The sequence below is a fragment of the Thiohalobacter sp. COW1 genome (genome assembly GCF_016629505.1).
GTDB classification, from domain to species: domain Bacteria; phylum Pseudomonadota; class Gammaproteobacteria; order Thiohalobacterales; family Thiohalobacteraceae; genus Thiohalobacter; species Thiohalobacter thiocyanaticus_A.
In genome coordinates this window covers 638,659-663,123 of the sequence record NZ_AP024239.1, presented here as the reverse complement: position 1 = coordinate 663,123, position 24,465 = coordinate 638,659, and the positions used below count along the sequence as shown (strand labels likewise).

At 66.6% G+C, this 24,465-nt stretch carries 20 protein-coding genes; all 20 read right to left on the bottom strand.

Annotated elements, in window-relative coordinates:
* Nucleotides 1-248: 248 nt before the first annotated feature.
* The 20 genes from ispF to bamA all read right to left on the bottom strand — a co-directional run bounded on the left by ispF (nucleotide 249) and on the right by bamA (nucleotide 24,438).
* Nucleotides 249-722 carry a 2-C-methyl-D-erythritol 2,4-cyclodiphosphate synthase gene (ispF, locus tag COW1_RS03025; RefSeq protein WP_096366527.1) on the bottom strand — a complete coding sequence of 158 codons (474 nt, stop codon included), beginning with the start codon at nucleotides 720-722 and terminating at the stop codon, nucleotides 249-251.
* Nucleotides 719-1,426, bottom strand: a complete 708-nt coding sequence (gene ispD / locus COW1_RS03020) for a 2-C-methyl-D-erythritol 4-phosphate cytidylyltransferase (RefSeq protein WP_201345385.1) — start codon at nucleotides 1,424-1,426, stop codon at nucleotides 719-721. Before ispD ends, ispF begins: the two co-directional genes overlap by 4 nt.
* Before the next feature lie 104 nt (nucleotides 1,427-1,530).
* Nucleotides 1,531-1,824 carry a cell division protein FtsB gene (ftsB, locus tag COW1_RS03015; RefSeq protein ID WP_201345384.1) on the bottom strand — a complete coding sequence of 98 codons (294 nt, stop codon included), beginning with the start codon at nucleotides 1,822-1,824 and terminating at the stop codon, nucleotides 1,531-1,533.
* Nucleotides 1,825-1,839: 15 nt separating this feature from the next.
* The gene (gene eno / locus COW1_RS03010; RefSeq protein ID WP_201345383.1) at nucleotides 1,840-3,123 is read right to left on the bottom strand and encodes a phosphopyruvate hydratase; all 1,284 of its coding nucleotides are present in this window, start codon (nucleotides 3,121-3,123) and stop codon (nucleotides 1,840-1,842) included.
* A gap of 218 nt (nucleotides 3,124-3,341) precedes the next feature.
* Nucleotides 3,342-4,178: a 3-deoxy-8-phosphooctulonate synthase gene (gene kdsA / locus COW1_RS03005; RefSeq protein WP_201346027.1), complete on the bottom strand. Its 837-nt coding sequence runs from the start codon at nucleotides 4,176-4,178 to the stop codon at nucleotides 3,342-3,344.
* 33 nt (nucleotides 4,179-4,211) lie between these two features.
* Nucleotides 4,212-5,873, bottom strand: a complete 1,662-nt coding sequence (locus tag COW1_RS03000) for a CTP synthase (protein ID WP_096366530.1) — start codon at nucleotides 5,871-5,873, stop codon at nucleotides 4,212-4,214.
* Between the two features lie 248 nt (nucleotides 5,874-6,121).
* The gene (gene tilS / locus COW1_RS02995; RefSeq protein WP_242466481.1) at nucleotides 6,122-7,384 is read right to left on the bottom strand and encodes a tRNA lysidine(34) synthetase TilS; all 1,263 of its coding nucleotides are present in this window, start codon (nucleotides 7,382-7,384) and stop codon (nucleotides 6,122-6,124) included.
* Nucleotides 7,385-7,461: 77 nt separating this feature from the next.
* Nucleotides 7,462-8,424 (bottom strand): acetyl-CoA carboxylase carboxyltransferase subunit alpha, encoded by a 963-nt coding sequence (locus COW1_RS02990; protein WP_096366531.1) that lies wholly within the window; start codon nucleotides 8,422-8,424, stop codon nucleotides 7,462-7,464.
* Nucleotides 8,425-8,636: 212 nt separating this feature from the next.
* Complete coding sequence (gene dnaE / locus COW1_RS02985) at nucleotides 8,637-12,140, bottom strand: DNA polymerase III subunit alpha (RefSeq protein WP_201345382.1); 3,504 nt, start codon at nucleotides 12,138-12,140, stop codon at nucleotides 8,637-8,639.
* Nucleotides 12,141-12,423: 283 nt separating this feature from the next.
* Nucleotides 12,424-13,626 (bottom strand): ABC transporter permease, encoded by a 1,203-nt coding sequence (locus COW1_RS02980; RefSeq protein WP_201345381.1) that lies wholly within the window; start codon nucleotides 13,624-13,626, stop codon nucleotides 12,424-12,426.
* Nucleotides 13,626-14,336: an ABC transporter ATP-binding protein gene (locus COW1_RS02975; RefSeq protein WP_096366534.1), complete on the bottom strand. Its 711-nt coding sequence runs from the start codon at nucleotides 14,334-14,336 to the stop codon at nucleotides 13,626-13,628. The genes COW1_RS02980 and COW1_RS02975 overlap by 1 nt, the downstream gene beginning before the upstream one ends.
* Nucleotides 14,333-15,631, bottom strand: a complete 1,299-nt coding sequence (locus tag COW1_RS02970) for an efflux RND transporter periplasmic adaptor subunit (RefSeq protein ID WP_201345380.1) — start codon at nucleotides 15,629-15,631, stop codon at nucleotides 14,333-14,335. Before COW1_RS02970 ends, COW1_RS02975 begins: the two co-directional genes overlap by 4 nt.
* Entirely contained in the window at nucleotides 15,628-17,097 is a 1,470-nt protein-coding gene (locus COW1_RS02965; protein WP_201345379.1) for an efflux transporter outer membrane subunit, read from the bottom strand. The genes COW1_RS02970 and COW1_RS02965 overlap by 4 nt, the downstream gene beginning before the upstream one ends.
* A gap of 267 nt (nucleotides 17,098-17,364) precedes the next feature.
* The gene (gene rnhB, locus COW1_RS02960; protein WP_201345378.1) at nucleotides 17,365-17,982 is read right to left on the bottom strand and encodes a ribonuclease HII; all 618 of its coding nucleotides are present in this window, start codon (nucleotides 17,980-17,982) and stop codon (nucleotides 17,365-17,367) included.
* Complete coding sequence (gene lpxB, locus COW1_RS02955; RefSeq protein ID WP_201345377.1) at nucleotides 17,975-19,165, bottom strand: lipid-A-disaccharide synthase; 1,191 nt, start codon at nucleotides 19,163-19,165, stop codon at nucleotides 17,975-17,977. Before lpxB ends, rnhB begins: the two co-directional genes overlap by 8 nt.
* Before the next feature lie 13 nt (nucleotides 19,166-19,178).
* Complete coding sequence (gene lpxA, locus COW1_RS02950; RefSeq protein ID WP_096366537.1) at nucleotides 19,179-19,949, bottom strand: acyl-ACP--UDP-N-acetylglucosamine O-acyltransferase; 771 nt, start codon at nucleotides 19,947-19,949, stop codon at nucleotides 19,179-19,181.
* Complete coding sequence (gene fabZ / locus COW1_RS02945; protein WP_096366538.1) at nucleotides 19,946-20,404, bottom strand: 3-hydroxyacyl-ACP dehydratase FabZ; 459 nt, start codon at nucleotides 20,402-20,404, stop codon at nucleotides 19,946-19,948. Before fabZ ends, lpxA begins: the two co-directional genes overlap by 4 nt.
* Nucleotides 20,397-21,461: a UDP-3-O-(3-hydroxymyristoyl)glucosamine N-acyltransferase gene (gene lpxD / locus COW1_RS02940; RefSeq protein ID WP_231971498.1), complete on the bottom strand. Its 1,065-nt coding sequence runs from the start codon at nucleotides 21,459-21,461 to the stop codon at nucleotides 20,397-20,399. The genes fabZ and lpxD overlap by 8 nt, the downstream gene beginning before the upstream one ends.
* A gap of 14 nt (nucleotides 21,462-21,475) precedes the next feature.
* Entirely contained in the window at nucleotides 21,476-21,979 is a 504-nt protein-coding gene (locus tag COW1_RS02935) for an OmpH family outer membrane protein (protein ID WP_096366540.1), read from the bottom strand.
* A gap of 176 nt (nucleotides 21,980-22,155) precedes the next feature.
* Nucleotides 22,156-24,438, bottom strand: a complete 2,283-nt coding sequence (gene bamA, locus COW1_RS02930) for an outer membrane protein assembly factor BamA (RefSeq protein WP_096366541.1) — start codon at nucleotides 24,436-24,438, stop codon at nucleotides 22,156-22,158.
* Nucleotides 24,439-24,465: the final 27 nt, after the last annotated feature.

Genomic DNA, 24,465 nt, shown 5'->3' with positions numbered 1-24,465 from the left:
TGGTAGCTGCATGTTTTCTGAACAGACGCGGCATATGTCGGGTTACGCCCTGCGGGCTAACCCGACCTACGTACTTGTCCCGGCGGAATCCTGTCGGGTTACGCCCTGCGGGCTAACCCGAGCTATGTGCCCGTTGCGGCGGAACCCTGTCGGGTTACGCCCTCACGGGCTAACCCGACCTACTCTGCTCCTGCACTTCGTAGGTCGGGTTAGCGTAGCGTAACCCGACAACGATCACCAAACCCGTCCTACAGGTTTTCAATCAGCACGACGGCGAAGGCCGCGATGCCCTCGCCGCGGCCGGTGAAGCCCATCCGCTCGGTGGTGGTGGCCTTGACGTTGACGCCGTCGGGGTCGAGGTTCAGATCGGCGGCGATGTTGGCGCGCATGGTCTCGATATAGGGGGCGAGTTTCGGGGCCTGGGCGATGAGGGTGAGATCGGCGTTGACCACACGGTAGCCCTTCGCCGCGATCTTCTGCATGACCTCGCGCAGCAGCACGCGGCTGTCCGCGCCTTTGTACTGCGGATCGCTGTCGGGGAAGTGCCGGCCGATATCGCCCAGGGCGGCGGCACCCAGCAGGGCATCGCACAGGGCGTGCAGGGCGACATCGCCGTCGGAGTGGGCTTCCAGCCCCTGATCATGCGGGATCTCGACCCCGCCCAGCACCAGCCGGCCGCCCGGCTTGAAGGCATGGGCATCGAAGCCCTGTCCGATTCTCATAACCGCTCCTGCTGTTGCAGATAAAATCCGGCCAGGGCCAGGTCCTCGGGCCGGGTGATCTTCAGGTTGTCGGCGTGGCCCTCGACCAGTTTCGGTTTCAGGCCAAGGTGTTCGACGGCGGAGGCCTCGTCGGTCACGGGCCGGGCGTCGTCGCGGGTGCGGACCAGGGCCTCGTGCAGGGTCTGCAGCCGGAACATCTGCGGGGTGAGCGCGTGCCAGATGACACTGCGATCGAGGGTGGCGACCACGCGGCCCTGGTCGTCGGCCTCCTTCATGGTGTCGCGGGTGGACACGGCCAGCAGGCCGCCGACCTCGTCCTCAGTCAGGGTATCCATGAGATTTGCAATATCCTCGCGCCGCAGGCAGGGCCGGGCGGCGTCGTGGACCAGCACCCAGTCGTCGGGGTGCGCCTGCGTGAGCAGGTTGAGAATGCCACTGAGGACGGAGTCGCTGCGTTCGGCGCCGCCCGGCGCCTCGATGAGGGGACGCGGAGCCGAATACCGCAGTGTCTTCCAGTAGGGATCGTCGACAGCATGGACAACGCAGACGGCCTGGATGCGCGGCTCCTCGTAGAGGGCATCCAGGGTGTGTTCAAGCACCGTCTGGCGCCCGAGCGGCAGGTACTGCTTGGGCACCTCGGCGCCCATGCGGCGGCCGATGCCGGCGGCGGGGACGACGGCCCAGTAGCGTTGGCTGTGTGACATAAGCAGGTGTCCAGGTCCCGTAGGTCGGATCAGCCCGTCAGGGCGTAATCCGACACCCGTAGGCAGCCCTGTCGGGTTACGCTGCGCTAACCCGACCTACAGAGCTAATCATCCGTTTCTTTCCTGTCGGACTCGATGACCTGATAGAAGGTCTCGCCGTCGCGGATCATGCCCAGTTCACTGCGGGCACGCTCCTCGACCGCTTCCAGTCCCTGCTTGAGGTCCTGCACCTCGGCGTCCAGGGCGCGGTTGCGCTCGCGCAGTTCCTCGTTCTCGCCCCCCTGTTCCGCGACCGCGCCCTTGAGGTGCCAGACCTCGGCCAGGCTGCCCTCCCCCACCCACAGCTTGTACTGCAGGCCGAGGAAGATCAGGCCGAGGATCAGCAGCAACCAGCGCATCAGCGCGGTGCCCACCTATCCCAGCTGCTTGAAGGCACTGCGCCCGGCATAGCTGGCCAGGGTCTGGAGCTGGTCCTCGATGCGCATCAGCCGGTTGTACTTGGCCACCCGGTCGGAGCGCGACAGCGAACCGGTCTTGATCTGGGTGGAGGCGGTGCCCACGGCGATGTCGGCAATGCTCACGTCCTCGGTCTCGCCGGAACGATGGGAGACCACTGAGCTGTAACCGGCCCTGGCGGCCAGTTCGATCGCCTCCAGGGTCTCGCTCAGGGTGCCGATCTGGTTGACCTTGATCAGGATGGAGTTGGCGATGTCCTTGTCGATACCTTCCTGCAGGATCTTCGGGTTGGTGACGAACAGGTCGTCGCCGACCAGCTGCACCTTCTCGCCCAGCCTCTCGGTCAGGGCCTTCCAGCCGTCCCAGTCGTCCTCGGCCATGCCGTCCTCGATGCTGATGATCGGATACTTGTCGCACCAGGCGGTGAGATAGTCGACGAACTCGGCCGAACTGAAACTTTTGCCTTCGGATTCCAGCACGTATTTGCCGTCCTTGTAAAACTCGCTGCTGGCCGCATCCAGGCCGAGGAAGATCTCTTCACCGGCGGCAAAGCCGGCCTTCTCGATCGCCTCCAGGATCACCTCGATGGCGGCCTCGTTGGAGGGCAGGTCCGGAGCGAAGCCGCCCTCGTCGCCGACCGTGGTGGCAAGACCGCGCCCGGCCAGCACGGCCTTGAGCGCATGGAAGACCTCGGCGCCGTAGCGCACCGCCTCGCGGAAGGTGGCCGCGCCCACCGGCAGGATCATGAACTCCTGCATGTCCACGCTGTTGCTGGCATGCGCCCCGCCATTGAGGATGTTCATCATGGGCACCGGCAGGGTGAAGGGGCCCTTGCCGCCCAGCAGCCGGTACAGCGGCTGATCGGTCTCGCGCGCGCGGGCCTGGGCATTGGCCAGCGATACCGCGAGGATGGCGTTGGCGCCCAGGCGCGACTTGTTATCGCTGCCATCGAGCTCGATCAGCTTCTCATCGATCTGCTTCTGGGCCTTCGCGTCCATGCCGAGCAGGGCCTCGCGGATCTCGGTGTTGACGTTCTCCACGGCCTGCAGCACGCCCTTGCCGTTGTAGCGGTGCTTGTCGCCGTCGCGCAACTCCACCGCCTCGCGGCTGCCGGTGGAGGCCCCGGAAGGCACGGCAGCGCGGCCCACGGCACCGGATTCCAGCAGCACGTCGGCCTCGACGGTGGGGTTGCCGCGCGAATCCAGGATCTCGCGCGCGCGGACATTATTAATCTGAGACATCTTTTCTCCAGATTTCTTCTAGTTACGATTTAAACTTAAAGTCGATTACCCGGCATGAATGGCGCCAATTCTAGCGCACTCGGGAGGGTTTGTCGTGGCGGGTTCGGGTGTCCGCTGTGCCGGCATGCAGGTCGGGTTAGCGTAGCGTAACCCGACAGGAACGCGGCAATAACGTCGGGTTACGCCCTGTCGGGCTAACCCGACCTACAAGGATGCACCTACATCAACTCCGCCTCGGCAAACCCCCGCTCCTTCACCGCCGCGTCGATGATCTTCAGCGTGGCCAGCAGATTTTCCATGCTGCCCAGCGGCCAGGCATTGGGGCCGTCGGACAGGGCCTCGGCCGGATTGGGATGGGTCTCCATGAACAGACCGGAGACGCCGGCGGCCACGGCGGCGCGCGCCAGCACCGGGACGAACTCGCGCTGGCCGCCGGAGCTGGTGCCCTGCCCGCCCGGCTGCTGCACCGAGTGGGTGGCGTCGAACACCACCGGGGCGCCGGTCGCGCGCATGATGGCCAGCCCGCGCATGTCCGAGATCAGGGTGTTGTAGCCGAAGGACACGCCGCGCTCGCACACCATGATCTGGTCGTTGCCGACCTCGCGCGCCTTGTCGACCACGTTCTGCATGTCCCAGGGGGCGAGGAACTGGCCCTTCTTGATATTCACCGGCCGGCCCTGGCGGGCGACATTCTGGATGAAGTTGGTCTGCCGGCAGAGGAAGGCCGGGGTCTGCAGCACATCGACCACGCCGGCGACCTCTTCCAGCGGCGTGTCCTCGTGCACGTCGGTCAGCACCGGCACGCCGATTTCATCCTTCACCTGCTGCAGGATACGCAGACCCTCCTCCATGCCGGGACCGCGGAAGCTCTTGGTCGAGGAGCGGTTGGCCTTGTCGAAGGAGGACTTGTAGATGAACGGGATGCCGAGCCGGTCGGTGATGGCCTTGAGCTCGCCGGCGGTGTCCAGCGCCAGCTGCTCGCTCTCGATCACGCAGGGACCGGCGATAAGAAAGAAGGGCCGGTCCAGACCGACCTCGAAGCCACAGAGTTGCATGTTTGCCATTGAAGGTTACCGTAATTGATGCGGTCAGGCGGTGACGGCGTCCGTGGCCTGACTGCTGCCGGCGCTGCGGCCGTGTTCGCGCGCGGCACGGATGAAACCGGAGAACAGCGGATGGCCGTCGCGCGGGGTGGAAGTGAATTCCGGGTGGAACTGGCAGGCCAGGAACCAGGGATGGTCGGCGATCTCGACCACCTCGACCAGCTCATCGTCCAGCGAGGTGCCGGACAGCACCAGCCCGGCCTGCTGCAGGCTGTCGCGGTAGTTGTTGTTGAACTCGTAGCGGTGCCGGTGGCGCTCTTCGATCACGTCCCGGCCGTAGAGCCGGTGCGCCAGCGAACCTTCCTGCAACCGGCACTTCTGCGCGCCCAGACGCATGGTGCCGCCCAGGTCGGAGTTCTCGTCGCGGCGCTCGATGGTGCCCGCCTCGGTCTTCCACTCGGTGATGAGTGCGATGACCGGATAGGGGGTGTCGGGCCGGAACTCGGTGCTGTGGGCATCCGCCAGGCCGGCCAGGTGCCGGGCATACTCGATCACCGCCACCTGCATGCCCAGGCAGATGCCCAGATAGGGGATGCCCTGCTCGCGGGCGTGCCGCACGGCGGCGATCTTGCCTTCCACGCCGCGCTCGCCGAAACCGCCCGGTACCAGCACGGCATCGACCCGGTCCAGGCAGCCGGTGCCCTCCTGCTCGATGACTTCGGAGTCGATATAGGTGATGTTCACCTTGGTGCGGGTATGGGCCCCGGCATGAATCAGGGCCTCGGACAGCGACTTGTAGGACTCGGTCAGGTTGACGTACTTGCCGACCATGGCCACGGTGACCTCGCCCTCGGGATGTTCCATGGCCTCGATCACCTGCTCCCACTCCTTCAGATCGGCCGGCGGCAGTTCCAGGCGCATCTTGTCGACCACGATGTCGTCCAGGTGCTGGCCGTGCAGTACGCGCGGGATCTTGTAGATATTGTCCACATCGGGGGCCGAGATCACCGCCCGCTCCTCGACGTTGGTGAACAGCGCGATCTTGCGCCGCTCGTCCTCGGGCAGCGGCCGGTCGGCGCGGCACAGCAGCACGTCGGGCTGGATACCGATGGAGCGCAGTTCCTTGACCGAGTGCTGGGTCGGCTTGGTCTTGATCTCGCCCGAAGCGGAGATATAAGGCACCAGGGTCAGGTGCATGAAGATGGCGCGCTCGTGCCCCAGTTCCACCCCCATCTGGCGGATGGCCTCCAGGAAGGGCAGCGACTCGATGTCGCCGACGGTGCCGCCGATCTCGACCATGGCGACGTCGGCATCGCCCGCGCCCTCGACGATGGAACGCTTGATCTCGTCGGTGATGTGCGGAATCACCTGCACGGTACCGCCCAGGTAGTCGCCGCGGCGCTCCTTGCGGATGACGTTCTCGTAGATCTGGCCGGTGGTGAAGTTGTTGCGCTTGGACATGGTGGTGCGCACGAAGCGCTCGTAATGCCCCAGGTCCAGATCGGTCTCGGTGCCGTCGGCGGTGACGAAAACCTCGCCGTGCTGGAATGGGCTCATGGTCCCCGGATCCACATTGATGTAGGGATCGAGCTTCATCAGGGTGACCTTGAGGCCGCGCGCCTCCAGGATGGCGGCAAGCGAGGCCGCGGCAATGCCTTTCCCCAGTGAGGAAACCACACCGCCGGTTATGAAGATGTATCGGGTCATGCGATCCAAGCAGTTGTCGAGGAGCGAGATTCAGCGGCCGGCGGGATGACGCGGGCGGCGCTACGGACGGGAGTCAACGATACCAGAACCCCCCCACCCGTACAACGCGACCCGCATCACAAACGGCTCCATTGCTGATCGTAGGTCGGGTTAGCGCAGCGTAACCCGACACGAAGCCGGCAAATGTCGGGTTACGCCCTCTCGGGCTAACCCGACCTACGGGTCGGGCGCAGAAAAGCGGGGCGGAATCAGCCCGGCAAACGGCTCCATTGCAATACCAGGCCGGGCTGCTCGCCGCGCGCCTGCCAGCCCTCCGCGAGCCACAGGCCGGCCACGGCAACGAGTTCATCGTCACAGTACACCAATGGCACGCGGTCGCGCTCCCAGGGGGGAATGCCGCGCTCCTGGAACAGGTGCTTGAGACTGTGGTGATGACCGCGACCGGCCGGGGCCAGGCGTTCGCCGCCGACGCGGAAACCGAGCTGCAGGCGACGGCCGGCGAGCGCCTCCCGGGCCAGCCCCTGCCCCGGCGTGGGCATGACCTCGAGCCGGCCTGCGGCGGCAGGGATATTCACGTCACCGCCGTCCCAGTCCTGTCGCTGGGCGGGCGGCACGGGCAGCGGCGGCATGGCATAGAGATCGTCCCGGTAACGGCGCACCTCGCCCCCGGGCCAGTGCACCCGCGGCATGGTATCGGCGCGGGCCCCCAGCACGCTCTGCTCGATCTGTTCCAGCACCGCCTCGCTGGGCATGAGCAGGCCCAGGCCATGCAGCCAGTAGCGCAGCAGGTTGCGCCGACGCGGCGGGGTGTAATGCAGCAGGGCCGCGACCGACAGAGTGGCCGGTCCCCGGCCGCCGACCTGCAGCAGATCGCTGATGGCCAGATCGACCTGCAGACTGGCGGCATCGGCCTGGTGGCGGGCCGCACGGGCCAGGGCACGTTTCACGCCCGGCCAGCGCGCCTGCAGCCGCGGCAGGATCTCGTGGCGCAGGAAGTTGCGGTCATAGTGCCGGTCGGCGTTGCTCGGATCCTCGATCCAGTCCAGATCCCGGTTCCGGGCCCACTCCAGCAGCTGGGCACGCGTGACCTCCAGCAGCGGCCGGCACAGCCAGCCCGGGCCGAACACGCTCACTGCGGGCATTCCCGCCAACCCCCTGGGTCCACTGCCGCGCAGCAGCTGCAGCAGCAGGGTCTCGGCCTGATCGTCCTCGTGATGGGCCGTGACCAGACAATGATCCGGTTGCAGCCACTCACGCAGCGCCCGATAGCGGGCCTCGCGCGCAGCGGCCTCGGGGCTCTCGCCCGGCCCGGGCCGGGCCTCGACCCGGTGCAGTTCAAAGGGGATGTCCAGCTCCCGGCACAGCGCCCGGCAGCGCTCACTCCAGTGCGCCGAGTCCGGCTGCAGCTGATGATCCACATGCACCGCACCCAGCGGCATCCCCAGCTGTTCGCGCTGATCGGCCAGCCGGTGCAGCAGAACGACCGAATCCAGACCGCCGCTCAATGCCACCCAGCAGGCCTGCGCCTGGGGAATCCATTCCTTGATCTGACGGGCGACCGGGGGGAGCGTCGAGGTGCTCAGAAGGGTCAGGCCTTTTCGTTGTACTCGCCGAACTCGAGCAGCCGGCGGTAGCGGGTCTCCAGCAGCGTATCCAGAGGCTGGCCGCGCAGGCTGTCCAACTCGCTCAGCAGCCGCGCCTTGAGCAGTTCCGCCATGCGTTCCGGATCGCGGTGGGCACCGCCCAGCGGTTCTTCGATGACGGTGTCGATCAGACCCAGTTCCAGCAGCCGGCGCGAGGTGATGCCCAGGGCCTCGGCGGCATCGGCGGCCTTCTCGGCGCTCTTCCACAGGATGGAGGCGCAGCCCTCGGGCGAGATGACCGAATAGGTGCTGTACTCCAGCATCAGCAAGCGGTCGCCCACACCGATGGCGAGCGCGCCGCCGGAGCCGCCCTCGCCAATGACGGTGCAGATGACAGGTGTCTTCAGTTCCGCCATGACCTGCAGGTTGCGGGCGATGGCCTCGCTCTGGCCGCGCTCCTCGGCGCCGATGCCGGGATAGGCGCCGGGGGTGTCAATGAAGGTCAGCACCGGCAGCTTGAAGCGCTCGGCCGTCTGCATCAACCGCAGCGCCTTGCGATAGCCCTCGGGCCGCGGCATGCCGAAGTTGCGGTGCAGCTTCTCCCGGGTGTCGCGCCCCTTCTGCTGGCCGATGATCATCACCGGCTCGCCCTCCAGCCGCGCCACGCCGCCGACAATGGCGGGGTCGTCGGCAAAGGTGCGGTCGCCGTGCAGTTCCTCGAAATCGGTGAAGATACGGGCGATGTAGTCCAGCAGATAGGGCCGCTGCGGATGCCGGGCCAGCTGGGCGACCTGCCAGGCATTGAGCCTGGAGAAGATGGACTGGGTCAGCGAGCGGCTCTTCTCTTCCAGGCGCCGGATCTCCTCGCTGATGTTGATCTCGGCATCGTCGCCCACATAGCGCAGTTCCTCGATTTTCGCCTCGAGTTCCGCGATGGGTTGTTCAAAATCCAGAAAGTTCAGGTTCATGGGGGCGTAAGGATACTCGGCTGCGGGTAGGGCGGCAACCGCTGCCGATGTTCAACACAAAGGCGCGAAGGCGCAGAGAACGCAGAGTTTTCAACAGAATATACAATTCCATCCGTAGGATGGGTGGAGCGCAGCGCAACCCATCATTGACCGGCCATGGCGATGGGTTACGGCACAAGGCGCCTTCACCCATCCTACCCTTACGATCTGCTTCAGTGGGTATTGTACTCGACCTGCACCCGCCCTTCGCCGCCGGCCAGTTCGTCCAGGCGGTGCAGCAGTTCGTCGGCGGGCTGCACCCGCCACTCATTGCCCAGCATGATATGGGCCCGGGCGCGGTCGTTGTGGTAGTTGAGCCAGACCGGGCAGCGGCCCTCGCGATAGGGCTGCAGGGTCTCGGCCAGGTGCTGCATGAAGCCGTTGCCGGCACGCGCGGCGTCGACCTCGATCACCAGCCGGCGGGCGAAGGCGGCGCGGGCCTGGCTGATGTCGTAGATCTCGTCGGCGGTGAGCTGGTAGCCGCCGGAATAGTCGTCCAGCGCCAGTGAGCCCTTGATCACCAGCACCCGGTCCCTGGCCAGCAGGTTGCGGTGGGCCTCGAAGGTGTCGGAGAACACCCTCACCTCGATGCGCGCGCTGCGATCATCCAGGGTGGCGAAGGCCATGCGGCCGCGCCGGGTGTTGCGCACCCGCAGGGCGATCACCAGACCGGCGAGCGTGACAGTGCGTTCCTGACCGCGGCTGTTGCCGCCGTCGGCCGGCACGCTGTCGGGGACGACATCGGCGATACGCCCGCTGGTGAAATGCGCCAGCTCGGCCTCGTAGCGGCAGATGGGATGGCCGCTGAGATACAGCCCCAGGGTTTCCTTCTCGCCGGTCAGGCGCTCATCCTCGGTCCACTCGGGCAGTTCGACCAGGTCCAGCGGCTTGTCCACCGGCGCCGGTCCGGCCTCGCCGAACAGGTCGTTCTGGCCCAGGTCGGCATCGCGCACATGCTGCTCGGCCAGTTTCAGCGCCATCGGCAGCTGCGCCATCAGGGTGGCGCGGTTGGAGCCGATCTCGTCCAGCGCCCCGGCCCGGATCAGTGCCTCCAGCACCCGGCGGTTGAGCTTGCGCAGATCCACCCGCCGGCAGAAATCGAACAGGTCCGCGAACGGCCCGTTGGCCTCGCGCTCGGCGATCATGCTTTCGATCGCGCCCTGGCCCACGCCCTTGATGGCCCCCAGACCGTAGACCACCGTATCCACGCCCTCGGCAGTGAAACGGTACATGGAACGGTTGACGCTGGGGGGGATGACGCCGAGTTGCATGTCGCGGCATTCGTCGATCAGGGTGACCACCTTGTCGGTGTTGTCCATGTCCGCCGACAGCACCGCCGCCATGAAGGCGGCCGGATAGTGCGCCTTGAGCCAGGCGGTCTGGTAGGAGACCAGGGCATAGGCCGCCGAGTGCGACTTGTTGAAGCCGTAGCCGGCGAACTTCTCCATCAGGTCGAAGATGTAGGTGGCGGTCTTCTCCTCCACCCCGCGCTCCAGTGCGCCCCGGGTGAAGATCTCGCGCTGCTTGGCCATCTCCTCGGGCTTCTTCTTGCCCATGGCGCGGCGCAGCAGGTCGGCGCCGCCCAGGGTGTAGCCGGCCAGCACCTGGGCGATCTGCATCACCTGCTCCTGGTACAGGATCACGCCGTAGGTGGGCGCCAGGATCGGCTCCAGATCGGGATGCGGGTATTCGACCCGCTGGCGCCCGTGCTTGCGGGCGATGAAGTCGTCCACCATGCCCGACTGCAGCGGCCCGGGGCGGAACAGCGCGACCAGGGCGATGATGTCCTCGAAGCTGTCCGGCTGCAGGCGCCGGATCAGGTCCTTCATGCCGCTGGACTCGAGCTGGAATACGGCGGTGGTTTTGCAGCCCTTGAGCAGCCTGAAGCTGTCCGGGTCGTCCAGCGGAATGGTCTCGATGTCCACGTCGGGCTCGCCGGCCTCGCGGCGGATGGCGTTCACGCTGCGCAGGGCCCAGTCGATGATGGTCAGGGTGCGCAGGCCGAGGAAGTCGAACTTGACCAGGCCGACCGCCTCGACGTCGTCCTTGTCGAACTGGCTGACGATGCTCTCCGAGCCGTGTTCGCAGTACAGCGGGGTGAAGTCGGTCAGCTTGGTCGGCGAGATCACCACGCCGCCGGCGTGCTTGCCGGCATTGCGCGCCAGGCCCTCCAGCGACTGCGCCAGCTCGATGATGCCGCGCACCTCCTCGTCCTCGTCGACCAGGCGCTTCAGTTCCTCCTCCTGTTCCAGCGCCTTGTCCAGGGTCATGCCGATCTCGAACGGGATCAGCTTGGCGATGCGGTCGACAAAGCCGTAGGGATGCCCGAGCACCCGGCCGACGTCGCGCACCACCGCCTTGGCCGCCATGGAGCCGTAGGTGATGATCTGCGAGACCTTCTCGCGGCCGTAGCGGCGGGCGACATAGTCGATGACGCGGTCGCGTCCCTCCATGCAGAAGTCGACGTCGAAGTCGGGCATGGATACGCGTTCGGGATTGAGGAAGCGCTCGAACAGCAGGTCGTAGGCGATGGGATCGAGATCGGTGATGGTCAGGGCATAGGCGACCAGCGAGCCGGCGCCCGAACCGCGCCCCGGCCCCACCGGCACGCCGTTGGACTTGGCCCACTGGATGAAGTCGGCCACGATGAGAAAGTAGCCCGGAAAACCCATCTGGTTGATGACGTCCAGTTCGATCTGCAGGCGCTCGTCATAGGGTCTACGCTGCTCGGCGAATTCCGGGGCGGTGCGGTCGAACAGCTTGTCCAGGCGCTGCTCCAGGCCTGCGTGCGCCTGCTGATTGAAGTATTCCTCCATGGTCATCCCGTCGGGAATCGGGAATTCCGGCAGGAAGTTCTCGCCCAGGGTCAGTTCCAGGTTGCAGCGCCGGGCGATCTCGACCGTGTTCTCCAGCGCCTCGGGGATGTCGGCGAACAGCTCCGCCATCGCCTCCGGTGTCTTCAGGTACTGCTGATCGCTGTACAGGCGCGGCCGGCGCGGATCGTCCAGGGTGCGGCCGTCATGGATGCAGACGCGGGCTTCGTGGGCCTCGAAGCCATCGGCCTGGATGAAGCGCACATCGTTGGTGGCCACCACCGGCACGCCCTGTTGTGCGGCCAGATCGACCGCGGCATGCAGGTAGTCCTCCTCGTACTCGCGGCCGGTGCGCTGCAATTCCAGGTAGAAGCGGTCGGGGAACAGACGCCGCCAGTCGGCGAGCAGGTCGGCAGCGACATCGGCGTGCCCGGCAAGCAGCGCCTGACCGATGTCACCCTGACGTCCGCCCGACAGGGCGATCAGGCCGTCGGTCAGGCCGTCCAGCCAGTCGCGTTTCAATACCGGCACGCCGCCATGCTGGCCCTCGGTGTAGGTGCGCGAAACCAGCTGCGACAGATTCAGATAGCCCTGGTTGTTCTGGCACAGCAGGGTCAGCCGGTGCGGCTGGTTGGGATCGTTGGGATTCTCCAGCCACAGGTCCACGCCGATGAGCGGCTTGAGCCCGCCGGCGATGGCCGCCTTGTAGAACTTGACCATGGCGAACAGGTTGCACTGGTCGGTGACTGCCACCGCCGGCATGCCCGCCGCGCGCGCCGCCTTGACCAGCGGCTTGATGCGCACAATCCCGTCGACCAGGGAGTACTCGGTGTGCAGGCGGAGATGGACGAAGGAGACGGGCATGGGGGCAAAGTTTCCGGCACCGCGGCGGGGGATGCAAGGCTTGACAGTTGGTCTCAGAGCTTTTGCGAGAACAACGCAGAGTGCGCAGAGGCGCGGAGACGCAGAGTTTCATAAGGAAATACCTGAGGAAACTCTGATTAATTCGATGATTCTCGTCATTGCGAGCGTAGCGAAGCAATCTCACACTGCAGAATCAATCGGTTGGAGATTGCCGCGGCGCTACGCGCCTCGCAATGACGAATAAATCAGAGGTTCCCTGATTAATCCGTCATTGCGTTCCGGTTCACTCGTGGCGCAGGGCGTCGATCGGATCCAGGCGGGCGGCGCGGCGGGCCGGGAAGTAACCGAACATCACGCCGATGGCGGCGGAAAACACGAACGAGAGCAGGTTGATGGCCGGATCGAAGATATAGGGGACCGACATCAGACCGGCGAGAAACACCGAGGCACCCGCGGCCAGCAGAATACCGATCACACCGCCCAGGCTGGACAGCACCACCGCCTCGATCAGGAACTGCAGCAGCACGTCGCGTTCGAGCGCCCCGATGGCCAGCCGGATGCCGATCTCGCGGGTACGCTCGGTGACCGACACCAGCATGATGTTCATGATGCCGATGCCGCCCACCAGCAGGCTCACCGCGGCCACTGCACCGAGCAGCAGGGTCAGGACGCGGGTGGTGCCGGTCAGGGTCTCGGCGATCTGGCGTGTATCCATGACCCGGAAGTCGTCATCCTCGAACTCGCTGATGTTGCGCCGCTCGCGCAGCAGCGAAACCAGTTGGGCCTTGACCCGGTCGATCGAGGCGCCGGCGGCCACCGAGACCATGATCATGCGCACATCCGTATTGCCGACCAGGCGCCGCTGCACCGTGCGCAGCGGCATGATCACGGTGTCGTCCTGATCCGAGCCCATCGCCGACTGGCCCTTGGCGCCGAGCAACCCGATCACCTCGCAGGCGAACTGCCGGATGCGGATCTCCGCACCCACCGGATTCTGCTGCCCGAACAGATTCTCCCGCACTGTCTCGCCGATCACGCACACCGCCTTGCCGGCGCGCTCCTCGAGTTCGGTGAAACTGCGCCCGGCGACGATCTCCCAGTTGGCGGCGGTGAAATAGGCGTTGCTGCTGCCGGTGACCGAGGTGGACCAGTTGCTGGCCTGGAACACGGCCGTCACTGCACTGCTCACCACCGGCGCCACCGCCGCCGTGCCGCCGATCTGGTTGCGCACCGCCTCGACGTCGGCGAGTTTGAAATTGGGTGCGGCCTCCGCCGCCGGGCCGAAGCGCTGGCCGGGGCGCACCATGAGCAGGTTGCTGCCCATGCTGGCGATCTGGTCGGCCACCGAGCGGGTGGCGCCGTTGCCCAGCGTCACCATGGTGATGACTGCGGCCACACCGATGACCACGCCGAGGATGGTCAGAAAGGAGCGCATCAGGTTGCGGCGGATGGCGCGCAGGGCCAGCATCAGGGTGTTCCACCACATCAGACCTGAGCCTCCGAGCGCGTGTCGCTGTCCACCCGCCCATCGACGAAGCGCACGACGCGCCGGGCGTAGGCGGCCATGTCCGGCTCGTGGGTAACCATCAACACGGTGATGCCGCTGTCGCGATTGAGGGCGGCGATCAGTTCCATGATTTCAACGCTGGTATGGGTGTCCAGGTTGCCGGTGGGCTCGTCGGCCAGCAGCACCCGGGGGCCGGTGACGATGGCGCGGGCGATGGCCACGCGCTGCTGCTGGCCGCCGGACAACTCCCCCGGGGTATGGTGCTCCCAGCCTTCGAGGCCGACCTGGGCCAGCGCGGCCCGGGCCGCGGCATGGCGGGCCGCGGCCGGCGCCCCGCGATAGATCAGCGGCAGTTCCACATTCTCCAGCGCGGTGGTGCGCGCCAGCAGATTGAAGCCCTGAAACACGAAACCGAGAAAGTGCCGCCGCAGCAGTGCGCGCTGGTCGCGCGTCAGCCGCTCCACCTGCATCCCCTGAAAGGCATAGCTGCCGCCGGAGGGCGTATCCAGGCAGCCGAGGATATTCATGGCCGTGGACTTGCCCGAGCCGCTCGGCCCCATCACCGCGATGAACTCCCCCGGCCGGACGTCCAGGTCGATGCCGCGCAGGGCCTGGAAGGCGGCCCGGCCCTGGCCGTAGGTCCTGGTGATCCCCTGCAGGCGGATCAGCGGCGCGTCGTCCGCGGTCATCGGGTCACCGACATCTCGGTAATGACCTCCATGCCGGGCTCGAGGCCGCCGCCGAGGATCTCGGTGACGCGGCCGTTGGTCGCGCCGGTCTCGACCGTCAGCCTGACCGCCTGTCCATCGCGCAGTACCCACAGACCCTGGCCGCCCCCGCCGCTGCCCGCGGTCCGGGGCCGGGAACTGCTCTGGGCCGGCCGCCGCGGCATCAGCGATCCGATCACGCCGCGGCCGGAATCCTCCGCCGCCGTCGCTGCCGGCGGCGTGAAGCGCAGCGCGGCATTGGGGACCAGCAGGGCGTCCTCGCGCACCAGGGTCGTGATCTCGGCCGTGCCGGTCATGCCCGGGCGCAGACTCAGATCCCGGTTGTCCACCTTGAGCACGGCCGGATAGGAGATCACGCCATCGCTGTCGGTGGCGTTGTAGCCGACACGGATGATCTCGGCCTCGAAGCGCCGTCCCGGCCAGGCATCGACGCTGAAGCCGGCCGGCTGCCCGGGCTGCACCTGGCCGACATCGGCCTCGTCCACGTCCACCCGCAGTTCCATCTGGGTCAGATCCTCGGCCAGCAGAAACAGGGTCACCGCCTGCAGCGAGGCGGCCACCGTCTGGCCCGGGTCGACCGCGCGCTCCAGCACCACGCCGTCGATGGGCGAACGGATGCGGGCCTTGTACAGGTTGGTCTCGTCGCTGCGCAGCGCGGCCCGCGCCTGGGCGACCCCGGCCTGCGCGCTGGCCACATCGGCTTCGGCCCGTGCCAGTTCGGCCTCGGCGGTCTCCATCTCGGCATGCGAGGGCACCTTGCCGCCGGACAGGCGTGAGACCTCGCGAAACCGCGCCAGCCGCGCCCGCACCTCGGTGACCGTGGCCTCGGCCTGTTCCAGGGCCGCTTCGGCCGCGGCCACCGTCGCGCGCGAGCGGGCCACCGCATCCTCGAACTTGGACAGGTCGAGTTCGGCCAGTATCTGGCCCTCGGTCACGCGGTCATCGTCGTCGACGAACACCGACTCGACCGTGCCGGACATCTCGCTGCCGACCTCCACCTGGTTGGTCGGCTCCAGCCGGCCGGTGGCCGATACCGTCACCACCAGCGTGCCGCGCTCCACGGTCTCGGTGCGGTACTGCGGCTTGCCGGCATCGCCATTGCCGCCGAACATGAAGTAGGCGGCCAGTAGCAGCAGGATCAGGCCGGCGATCAACGGCAGGCGCCAGCGGCGCAGCCGGCCGCCGCTGCCCTGCCGGGTCAGGATGGCTTCGAGGTCGGCGGCCGGACCGCCGCCGGGTCGGGAAGTATCGTTCATGGATCGATCCTGGTATGTGCTGTGTCCGGCGCCGCAACGGATGCGGATGCGGGCGCCCAACCGCCGCCGAGGGCCTTGTAGAGCCGGATCTGGGCCGCCGCCAGCTCCCCGGTACTGCTGGCGAGCTGGTCCTCCAGGCTGAGCAGGCTGCGCTGGCTGTCGAGCACGGAGAGGAAATCGGCCAGCCCGGCGGCATAGCGCTGTTCGGCGATCGTATGGGCCTCCCGCGCCGCCGCCACGGCCCGGGCCAGGCGCTCCCGGCGTTCGGCGGTTGCGGCCACGTCGACCAGGGCGTTCTCCACCTCCTCGAGCGCGGCCAGCACCGCCGTCTCATAGGCCAGCCGCGCCTGCTCGAGCAGCGCGTCCTGGATCCCGATGTTGGCGCGGATGCGGCCGGACTGGAAGATCGGCGCAGTGACGGCACCCAGCAGCGAACGGGCATCCGCGCCATTGTTGTTCAGACCGGACAGGCTCAACGCCTCCAGTCCGATGGAGCCGGACAGCCGGAAACCGGGATAACGCGCCGCCTCGGCCTCGCCCAGGCGGGCGGTCTGTGCCGCCAGCCGCCGCTCGGCGGCCCGCACGTCCGGGCGCCGCCGCAGCACGTCGGCGGGAATGCCGACGGCGGCCGCGCGCCCGGCCAGGGGCACGGCGGCCGTCGCGGCAAGCCGTTCGCGCAGTGCGCCCGGATTCCGGCCCAGCAGTACCGCCAGCCGGTGTCGGGCCGCGCTCACCGCGCTGCGCAGCGCCGGCAGCGCGGCCTGCGCGCTCTCCAGATCGGTGCGCGCCTGAGCGACATCCAACTCCGGCACCAGTCCCGCCTGCCAGCGCCAGCGGGTCAGGTCATGGGTTTCATGGCGGGCGGCGACACTGGCCTCGGCCACGGCCAGGCGCCGCTGGGCCGTGCGCAGATCGGCGTAGTTCAGTACCACCTCGGCGGCCAGCGAGACCCGGGTGTCGCGCAGTGTCTCGAGGCTGGCGTCGAGTTCGGCGGCGGCGGCCTCACGGCCGCGGCGCAGGCCGCCGAAGATGTCCGGCTCCCAGGCGGCGTCGAAGCCGGCGCTGTACAGATCGCGCGTGGCGCCGGTCCCGAGCGTTTCGCTCGACGTACTGCGGGCCGCCGAGGCCGCGGCGTCCAGTGCAGGCCCGAGCTGGGCGCCGGCCAGGGCGCGCCGCGCCCGCGCCTCGCGCAGCTGGGCCCGGGCGGTGGCCAGCTCGCGGTTGGCGGCCAGGGCCTCGTCCACCAGCGCGTTCAGCAGCGGATCCTCGAACTGGCGCCACCATTCGGCCAGCACGGCGGCATCCGGGGCGCGGGTATCGGTTGCCGTCCCCCAGTGCGCGGGCACCCCGGGTTGCGGTGCCTGGTAGTCCGGACCGACCGCGGCACAGGCGGACAACAGCGAGGCAATCACCGTGCAGAGCACGGCATGCGGCGGCAACAACAACGAATATCCGTGCGGCTTCATATCCTCTGTCCCGGCACGGCCCATGTCCATGTCCATGTCCATGAGCCACAAGTAACACGTATCCTAGCCTGTATTCGCCCGGGGGATCTGACCCACATCAAGCTCAGGGCGGGGATCCGGCGGTGCCGGCGGATACTGCACGCTCACGGTGAAGGGTGTGCAATCGCGGGCTGGAACAAGCACACCCCATCCGACATATACGGACAGTTGCCGGAAACGGGCCTGCAGCCGATCCGGCCTGTGAGACCGCTTTTCCCCGGCTCTAGCCTATCGGCCCCGTCCCTGTTCAATCAGGCGCCGCACCGGCGCATAGGAACGGCGATGGATGGGCGTCACCCCCAGGCGCTCCAGCGCGGCCAGATGGGCCTGGCAGGGATAGCCCTTGTGGCTGGCCAGACCGTAGCCGGGATACTGCGCATCCAGAGCGATCATCTCCGCGTCGCGCGCCACCTTGGCCAGGATGGAGGCGGCGCTGATGGCCTCGACCCGGCTGTCGCCCTTGATGACGGCCTGCGATGCGCAGGGCAGTTCGGGACAGCGGTTGCCGTCGATCAGGGCCAGTTCCGGCGCCACCCCCAGGGCGGCGACCGCGCGCTGCATGGCCAACAGACTGGCCTGGAGGATGTTGATGCGGTCAATCTCCTCGACCTCGGCCCGGCCCAGGGCCCAGGCCAGGGCCTGCTCCCGGATCTGAGCCGCCAGCACGCCGCGCCGCTTCTCGCTCAGGGTCTTGGAATCGGCCAGGCCCGACAGCGGCCGGTCCGGGTTCAGGATGACCGCGGCGGCCACCACGGGGCCGGCCAGGGGGCCGCGCCCGGCCTCGTCCACGCCGGCGACACGACCTGTGACATCGAGAGTGAAATCCAGTTCCGCCTGCTCAGGCATGGCCGGCCACCTCCAGCACCGCGGCCGCGGCGGCCTGGTCGGCATTGTGCTGCAACTCGGTGTGCAGTTCCCGGAAGCGCCGGGTCAGCAGGCTGCGACGGGCCGGATTGTGCAGCTGGTTGAGCAGCGCCTGGCCCAGATTGACCGGCGTGACCTCGTCCTGGATGTACTCGGGTACCAGGGACTCGCCGGCCAGCAGGTTGGGCAGACTGTAGTGCGGCACCCTGACCAGCCGTTTCATCAGCCAGTGGGTGGCCGGCGCCAGCCGGTAGGCCACTACCATGGGGCGCTTGTGCAGCATGGCCTCCAGCGCCGCGGTGCCCGAGGCCAGCAGCACCGCATCGGCGGCGGTCATGGCGGTGCGGGCGCGGCCGTCGAGCAGGGTCAGCGGCAGGTCCGCCGCACTGCGGGCAAGGATGGACTCGAACAGCTCCCGGGTCCGGGGACTGGCGCAGGGCACGATGAAATGCAGTCCGCGGTCGCGTTCCAGGCACCACTGCAGGGTCTCGATGAAGGGTTGCGCCAACCGCTGTACCTCGCCCAGCCGGCTGCCGGGGAGCACCGCCACCAGCGGACCGCGCTCGGGCAGTCCCAGCTGCTGCCGGGCGGCAGTCGCATCCGGCAGCAGCGGGATGCGCTCGGCCAGGGGATGGCCCACGAAGGTCACCGGCACGGCATGGCGGCGGTAGAATTCGGCCTCGAAGGGGAACAGGGTCAGCATCCGGTCCAGGCTACGCACGATGCGCTTGATGCGGTAGCCGCGCCAGGCCCACACCGACGGGCTGACATAGTGCAGTGTGCGGATGCCCTGCCGGTGCAGGCGGCGCTCCAGGCCCAGGTTGAAATCCGGGGCGTCGATGCCGACGAATACATCGGGCGGTTCGGCCAGCAGCTGCCGGGCCAGCCGGCGGCGCAGCCGCAACAACCCGGGCAGATGCCGCAGCACCTCCACCAGCCCCATCACCGACAGGGCCTCCATGGGATAGAGACTGCGGCAGCCCGCCGCCTGCATTTCCGGGCCGCCGATGCCCTCCACCATCAGTTCCCGCCTGCCGGCCAGCTGTTCGCGCAGGGCGTGGATCAGGCCGGCGCCGAGCTGGTCGCCCGAGGCCTCGCCCGCCACCATGGCGATGCGCAGCGGCGGAAGAGGTCTGGTCCGGCCGGTGTCGGTGGTTTCATCCATGACAGCTGAATCTTCAGCGCACGATGCCGCGGGTCTGCTGCTGCAGAAAGGCGATCAGAGACTGCACCTGCGCATCCCCGCCCTGCTCCGCCTGCAGCTGGACCAGCGCCTGTTCCAGCGGCAGGCCGCTGCGATACAGCGTCCGGTAGGCCTGCTTGAGTGCGCGCAGGCTGCCGGCGGAGAAATTGCGCCGCTTCAGGCCTTCGCTGTTGAGCCCGTGGACATGGGCGGGATGACCGGAAACCATCATGAAGGGCGGCACATCCTTGCCGATCACGCTGCCGAAGGCGGTGAAGGCATGGGCGCCGATGGCGCAGAACTGGTGCACCAGGGTGAAGCCGCCGAGGATGGCATGGTCACCGACCCGCACGTGCCCGGCCAGGGCGGTATTGTTGGCAAGGATGGTATGACTGCCGACATCGCAGTCGTGGGCGATATGCACATAGGCCATGATCCAGTTGTCATCGCCAAGGGTGGTGCGGCCGCGATCCTGCACGGTCCCGCGATGGATGGTGACCCCTTCGCGGATGGTGTTGTGGTTACCGATGACCAGTTCGGTGGGCTCGCCGGCGTATTTCTTGTCCTGCGGCGCCTCGCCGATGGAGGCGAACTGGTAGATACGGTTGTCGCGGCCGATGCGGGTGGGCCCGTTGATGACCACGTGCGGGCCGATGACCGTGCCCGCCTCGATGCTCACGTCAGGGCCGATCACGCTGAAGGGTCCGACCTCCACCCCGGTCGCCAGCATCGCGCCGGGATCGACCAGGGCCTGGGCATGAATCAAGATTCGACTGCCCTCTCGGTGCACATGAGTTCGGCGCTGGCGGCGAGCTTGCCGTCCACCTTCGCCTCGGCCTCGAACACCCAGATGCCGCGCCGGGTGTTCTTCACCCGCACATGCAGCATCAGTTGATCGCCCGGCTCGACCGGACGCTTGAAGCGGGCCTTGTCCACGCCCACCAGGTAGTAGAGTACGTTCTCCCTGCGCCCTTCCCGGCCCATACTGCGGAAGGCCAGCAGACCGGTGGCCTGGGCCAGCGCCTCGATGACGAGCACACCGGGCATGATGGGTTTTTCCGGAAAGTGCCCGTTGAAGAAGGGCTCGTTGAAACTGACGTTCTTGTAGCCCACCAGGTGTTCGCCGGCGACGTATTCGGTGACCCGGTCGATCAGCAGAAAAGGATAGCGATGCGGCAACTCCCGCATGATTTCATTGATGTCCATTAAAGTGTCAGTCATTCTCGTTGTCCGGTGATTTCTTATCGATTGCGCCGTCCCGCAGCGCGGTCAGCTGTTGTTCCAGACTCTGCAGCCGCCGGGCCATGTCATCGAGACGCCGCAGGCGGGCCTGGATACGGTTCCATTTATCCGCCGGCATGGCGGCGAGTCCGGAGGAATACACACCCGCCTCGGTGATGGAGCGGGTGACCATGGACATGCCGGTCACCACCGTGTGGTCGGCAATCTCCAGGTGCCCCACCACGCCCACACCGCCGGCCAGCAGGCAGTGGCTGCCGATGCGCGCACTGCCGGAGATACCCACACAGCCGGCAACGGCGGTATGTTCGCCGATATGGACGTTGTGCGCCACCTGGATCTGATTGTCGAGCTTGGCGCCGCCGGCAATGACCGTGTTCTCCAGCGCGCCGCGATCGACCGTGGTGTTGGCGCCGATCTCGACATCATCGCCGATCTCCACCCCGCCCAGCTGCGGCACCTTGAGCCAGCGGCCCTGATCCTTGGCGATGCCGAAACCGTCACTGCCGATCACCACGCCGGGATGCAGCAGACAGCCCCGGCCCAGCCTGACCTCGTGACACAGGGTGACATTGGCCACCAGCCGGGTGCCGGCACCCACACGCGCACCGCGGCCGACCAGGCAATTGGGGCCGAGCACACAGTCCTCACCGATGACCGCACCTGCTTCGATAACACAAAGTGGGCCGACACTTGCCGAGGTGTCGACCTGCGCCTGAGGATGCACCACGGCGCTGGGATGCACCCCGGGCGCGGGCGCAGGAAGTTCACTCAGCAGGGTCGCGGCGCGGGCATACGTGGCATAGGGGTTGTCGCTGACCAGCGCCGGCACCGGGCAGTCGGCCAGATCCTCGTCCGCGACGATGACTGCGCTGGCCCGGGTATTGTGGAGGTATTTGCGGTAAGCCGTATTCGCCAGGAAGCTCAGGCCGCCCTCGCGGCCCTGCTGCAGGGTGCAGACGCCGTCGATGCAGGTGGCGCCGTCTCCGACCAGGCGCACTTCCAGTTGACGCGCCAGCGCCTCAAGCGTCCAGGTCAAAGCAGCGCCCCGGATCAGTTGCCCCCGCGCCGCAGCTGTTCCAGCACGGCATCGGTAATATCGATGCGGTCGCTGGCGAAGACGACGCCCTCGAACAGCACCAGGTCATAGCCCTCCGCCTTGGCCAGGGCGACGATGGCATCGTTGAGCTCCTTCTGCAGCCTCGCCAGCAGTTCGTTGCGGCGGATATTCAGATCCTCACGGAACTCGTCCTGCGAGCGTTTCAGATCCCGCTTCTGGTTGAGCAGTTCGCGTTCGGCCTTGCTGCGCTCGGACTCGCTCATCACCGCGCCGTCACGGGTCAGCTTGTCCTCCATCTGCTTGATCTCGCGCTGCAGGGAGATCAACTCCTTCTCGCGCGGAGCGAATTCGGTTTCCATCTGCTTGCTGGCATCCTGGGCCTGCGGGGCCTCCTCCATCAGCTTGGCGGTATTGACGAAACCCACCTTGACCTCGGCCAGCACCGACAGGGGCAACACCAGCAGGGACAGGGCGAAGATACGCATAAGCTTGTTCATGACTGATACCACTCCTCAGTTTCGTTGTCCGGGCCCGACATATCAGGCTGCCGGGTTGATAGCTCAGGGAATCTCTGATTATTTCCCCTTCCGTCATTCCCGCGAAGGCGGGAATCCAGTGGTTTCAGGACATGGATGCCCACTTTTGCGGGCATGACGAATAAATCAGCGCTTGCTCAGAAATTCGTGCCCACGGTGAACTGGAACACCTGCACATCGTCCTCGGGCTCGTCATTGAGCGGCTGGGCCAGACTGAAGGTCAACGCCCCCAGCGGAGACAGCCAGGTCGCGCCGACACCGACAGAATAGCGCAGTTCGTTCGCATCGAAGTCATCCACGTCTTCATAGACATTGCCGATATCGAAAAAGCCGAGCATGCGGAACGAGTTGGAATCGGCGAAGAAGGGCGGCGGGAAGATCAGTTCCACATTGCCCACCGTCTTGAAGGCACCGCCGATGGGGTCGTTGAAGCGGGCGTCACGCGGGCCGAGGGTATTGTCCTCCCAGCCGCGCACCGTGCGCACGCCGCCGGCGAAGAAGTTTTCGAAGAAGGGCAGCGCGTCGAAATCGCCATAAGCCCCGCCGTAGCCTATCTCGGCGTTGAGCGAGAGTGTGAACAGTTCGGTCAGCGGCAGGAATACCTGCTGGCGCAGATTGAGCTTGTAGTACTGCAGGTCCAGCCCCGGCACGGTCACCTCGGCCGACACACTCTGCAGCGTGCCCCGATCGGCGAAGATCGCACGGTTACGTGAATCATATGACCAGCTGCCGGTCAGCTTGAGGGTATCGAAGGTATCCCCCTCCGCATTGATGAAGTCCTCGACGATAAAGGGCGAGATGATCGTCGTGCCCAGTTCGATGTGCTCGTACTCGACATTGAGCCGGATCTGGTTGAATTCGCTGATGGGAATGCCATGGCTGACATTGCCGCCGAAGGAATCGACATTGTATTCGGCGATATTGGCTTCGGCCGCATCGGTCTCGCGGTAGAAGGCGCCGAAGCCGCGGCTGATGCCGTCGATGGTGTAATAGGGGTTGGAATAGTTGAAGCTGTACAGGGTGTCGTAGTCGCTGTTGTTGAAATTCACCGACAGCCGTTTGCCCGTCCCGAGGAAGTTGTTCTGACTGACGCTGGCATTGAGCAGCAGCCCCGAGGACTGGGCGTAGCCCACGCCCAGGATCAGGTTGCCCGAGGGGCGCTCCTTGACCGAGAAGTTGACATCCACCTGGTCGGGCGCGCCCGGGACCGCCGGGGTCTCGACATTGACCTCCTCGAAGAAGCCCAGCCGATCCAGGCGGGTACGCGAGCGCTCCACTGCCGAGGCCGAGAACCAGCCGCGCTCCATCTGGCGCATCTCCCGGCGCAGCACCTCGTCGCGGGTCTTGGTATTGCCGCGCATGTCGATGCGGCGCACATAGACACGCTTGCCGGGGTCGACGAAGAAGGTCACCTGCACCTCCTTGCTCTCCTCATCGACATCCGGAATGGTATTCACGTTGGCAAAGGCATAACCCTCGTTGCCCAGATACTCGCTGATGCGCTCGACCGTGTCGGACACCCGCTTGCGCGAAAAGATTTCTCCGGCATTGACCCCGACCAGCGGAAACAACTCCTCGGCGTCAACCACCAGGTCTCCCGACAACCGCACTTCCTTGATGCGGTACTGCGCCCCCTCCTGCAGGTTGATGGTGATGTAGATATCCTGCTTGTCCGGGGTGATCGACACCTGGGTGGAATCGATATTGAAGTTCAGATAACCGCGATCGAGGTAGAAGGAGCGCAGGGTTTCCAGGTCGCCGGCCAGCTTGCGCTTGGAGTACTGATCCTTGCCGGTATAGAAGGACAGCAGGGTCGGCGTGCTCAATTCGAACTCATCCAACAAGGTCTCGTCGTCATAGACCTCGTTGCCGACGATATTGATCTGCCTGATCCGGGCGGCCTTGCCCTCGGAGACGTCGATGGTGATCCCCACCCGGTTGCGCTCCAGCGGCGTGACGGTGGTGGTGATCTTGACTCCGTACTTGCCGCGCGAAAAGTACTGCACCCGCAATTCCTGCTCGACCTTCTCCAGCAGCGAGCGGTTGAATACCCGACCCTCGGCAAAGCCGATCTGCTTGAGCGAGTCCAGCAGCGGCTCGCTCTCGATGTCCTTGTTGCCGCTGATCTCGATGCTGGAAATGGCCGGGCGCTCGACCAGCGAGACCACCAGCACGCTGCCGTCGCGCTCCAACTGAACATCCTGGAAGAAGCCGGTGCGGAACAGCGCCCGGATCGCCTGCTCCGAACGCGCCTCGTCGAGGGTCTCGCCGGTCTTGACCGGGAGATAGTTGAACACGGTCCCGGCCGAGATGCGCTGCAGCCCCTCGACGCGGATGTCCTCCACGACGAAGGACGTGAAGGCGTGTGCGGCCAGCGGCAGCAGCCACGTCAGAAACAGAACCAGGGCAGTAGGTCGCATAGAGATTATTCTTCAGTCCAAGAGGTT

Excerpts from the sequence above, each read along its gene's own strand:
- ispF (WP_096366527.1), bottom strand. The coding sequence starts at position 722 with ATGAGAATCGGACAGGGCTTCGATGCCCATGCCTTCAAGCCGGGCGGC.
- ispD (WP_201345385.1), bottom strand. The coding sequence starts at position 1,426 with ATGTCACACAGCCAACGCTACTGGGCCGTCGTCCCCGCCGCCGGCATC.
- ftsB (WP_201345384.1), bottom strand. The coding sequence starts at position 1,824 with ATGCGCTGGTTGCTGCTGATCCTCGGCCTGATCTTCCTCGGCCTGCAG.
- eno (WP_201345383.1), bottom strand. The coding sequence starts at position 3,123 with ATGTCTCAGATTAATAATGTCCGCGCGCGCGAGATCCTGGATTCGCGC.
- kdsA (WP_201346027.1), bottom strand. The coding sequence starts at position 4,178 with ATGCAACTCTGTGGCTTCGAGGTCGGTCTGGACCGGCCCTTCTTTCTT.
- COW1_RS03000 (WP_096366530.1), bottom strand. The coding sequence starts at position 5,873 with ATGACCCGATACATCTTCATAACCGGCGGTGTGGTTTCCTCACTGGGG.
- COW1_RS02990 (WP_096366531.1), bottom strand. The coding sequence starts at position 8,424 with ATGAACCTGAACTTTCTGGATTTTGAACAACCCATCGCGGAACTCGAG.
- dnaE (WP_201345382.1), bottom strand. The coding sequence starts at position 12,140 with ATGCCCGTCTCCTTCGTCCATCTCCGCCTGCACACCGAGTACTCCCTG.
- COW1_RS02980 (WP_201345381.1), bottom strand. The coding sequence starts at position 13,626 with ATGTGGTGGAACACCCTGATGCTGGCCCTGCGCGCCATCCGCCGCAAC.
- COW1_RS02975 (WP_096366534.1), bottom strand. The coding sequence starts at position 14,336 with ATGACCGCGGACGACGCGCCGCTGATCCGCCTGCAGGGGATCACCAGG.
- COW1_RS02970 (WP_201345380.1), bottom strand. The coding sequence starts at position 15,631 with ATGAACGATACTTCCCGACCCGGCGGCGGTCCGGCCGCCGACCTCGAA.
- COW1_RS02965 (WP_201345379.1), bottom strand. The coding sequence starts at position 17,097 with ATGAAGCCGCACGGATATTCGTTGTTGTTGCCGCCGCATGCCGTGCTC.
- rnhB (WP_201345378.1), bottom strand. The coding sequence starts at position 17,982 with ATGCCTGAGCAGGCGGAACTGGATTTCACTCTCGATGTCACAGGTCGT.
- lpxB (WP_201345377.1), bottom strand. The coding sequence starts at position 19,165 with ATGGATGAAACCACCGACACCGGCCGGACCAGACCTCTTCCGCCGCTG.
- fabZ (WP_096366538.1), bottom strand. The coding sequence starts at position 20,404 with ATGACTGACACTTTAATGGACATCAATGAAATCATGCGGGAGTTGCCG.
- COW1_RS02935 (WP_096366540.1), bottom strand. The coding sequence starts at position 21,979 with ATGAACAAGCTTATGCGTATCTTCGCCCTGTCCCTGCTGGTGTTGCCC.
- bamA (WP_096366541.1), bottom strand. The coding sequence starts at position 24,438 with ATGCGACCTACTGCCCTGGTTCTGTTTCTGACGTGGCTGCTGCCGCTG.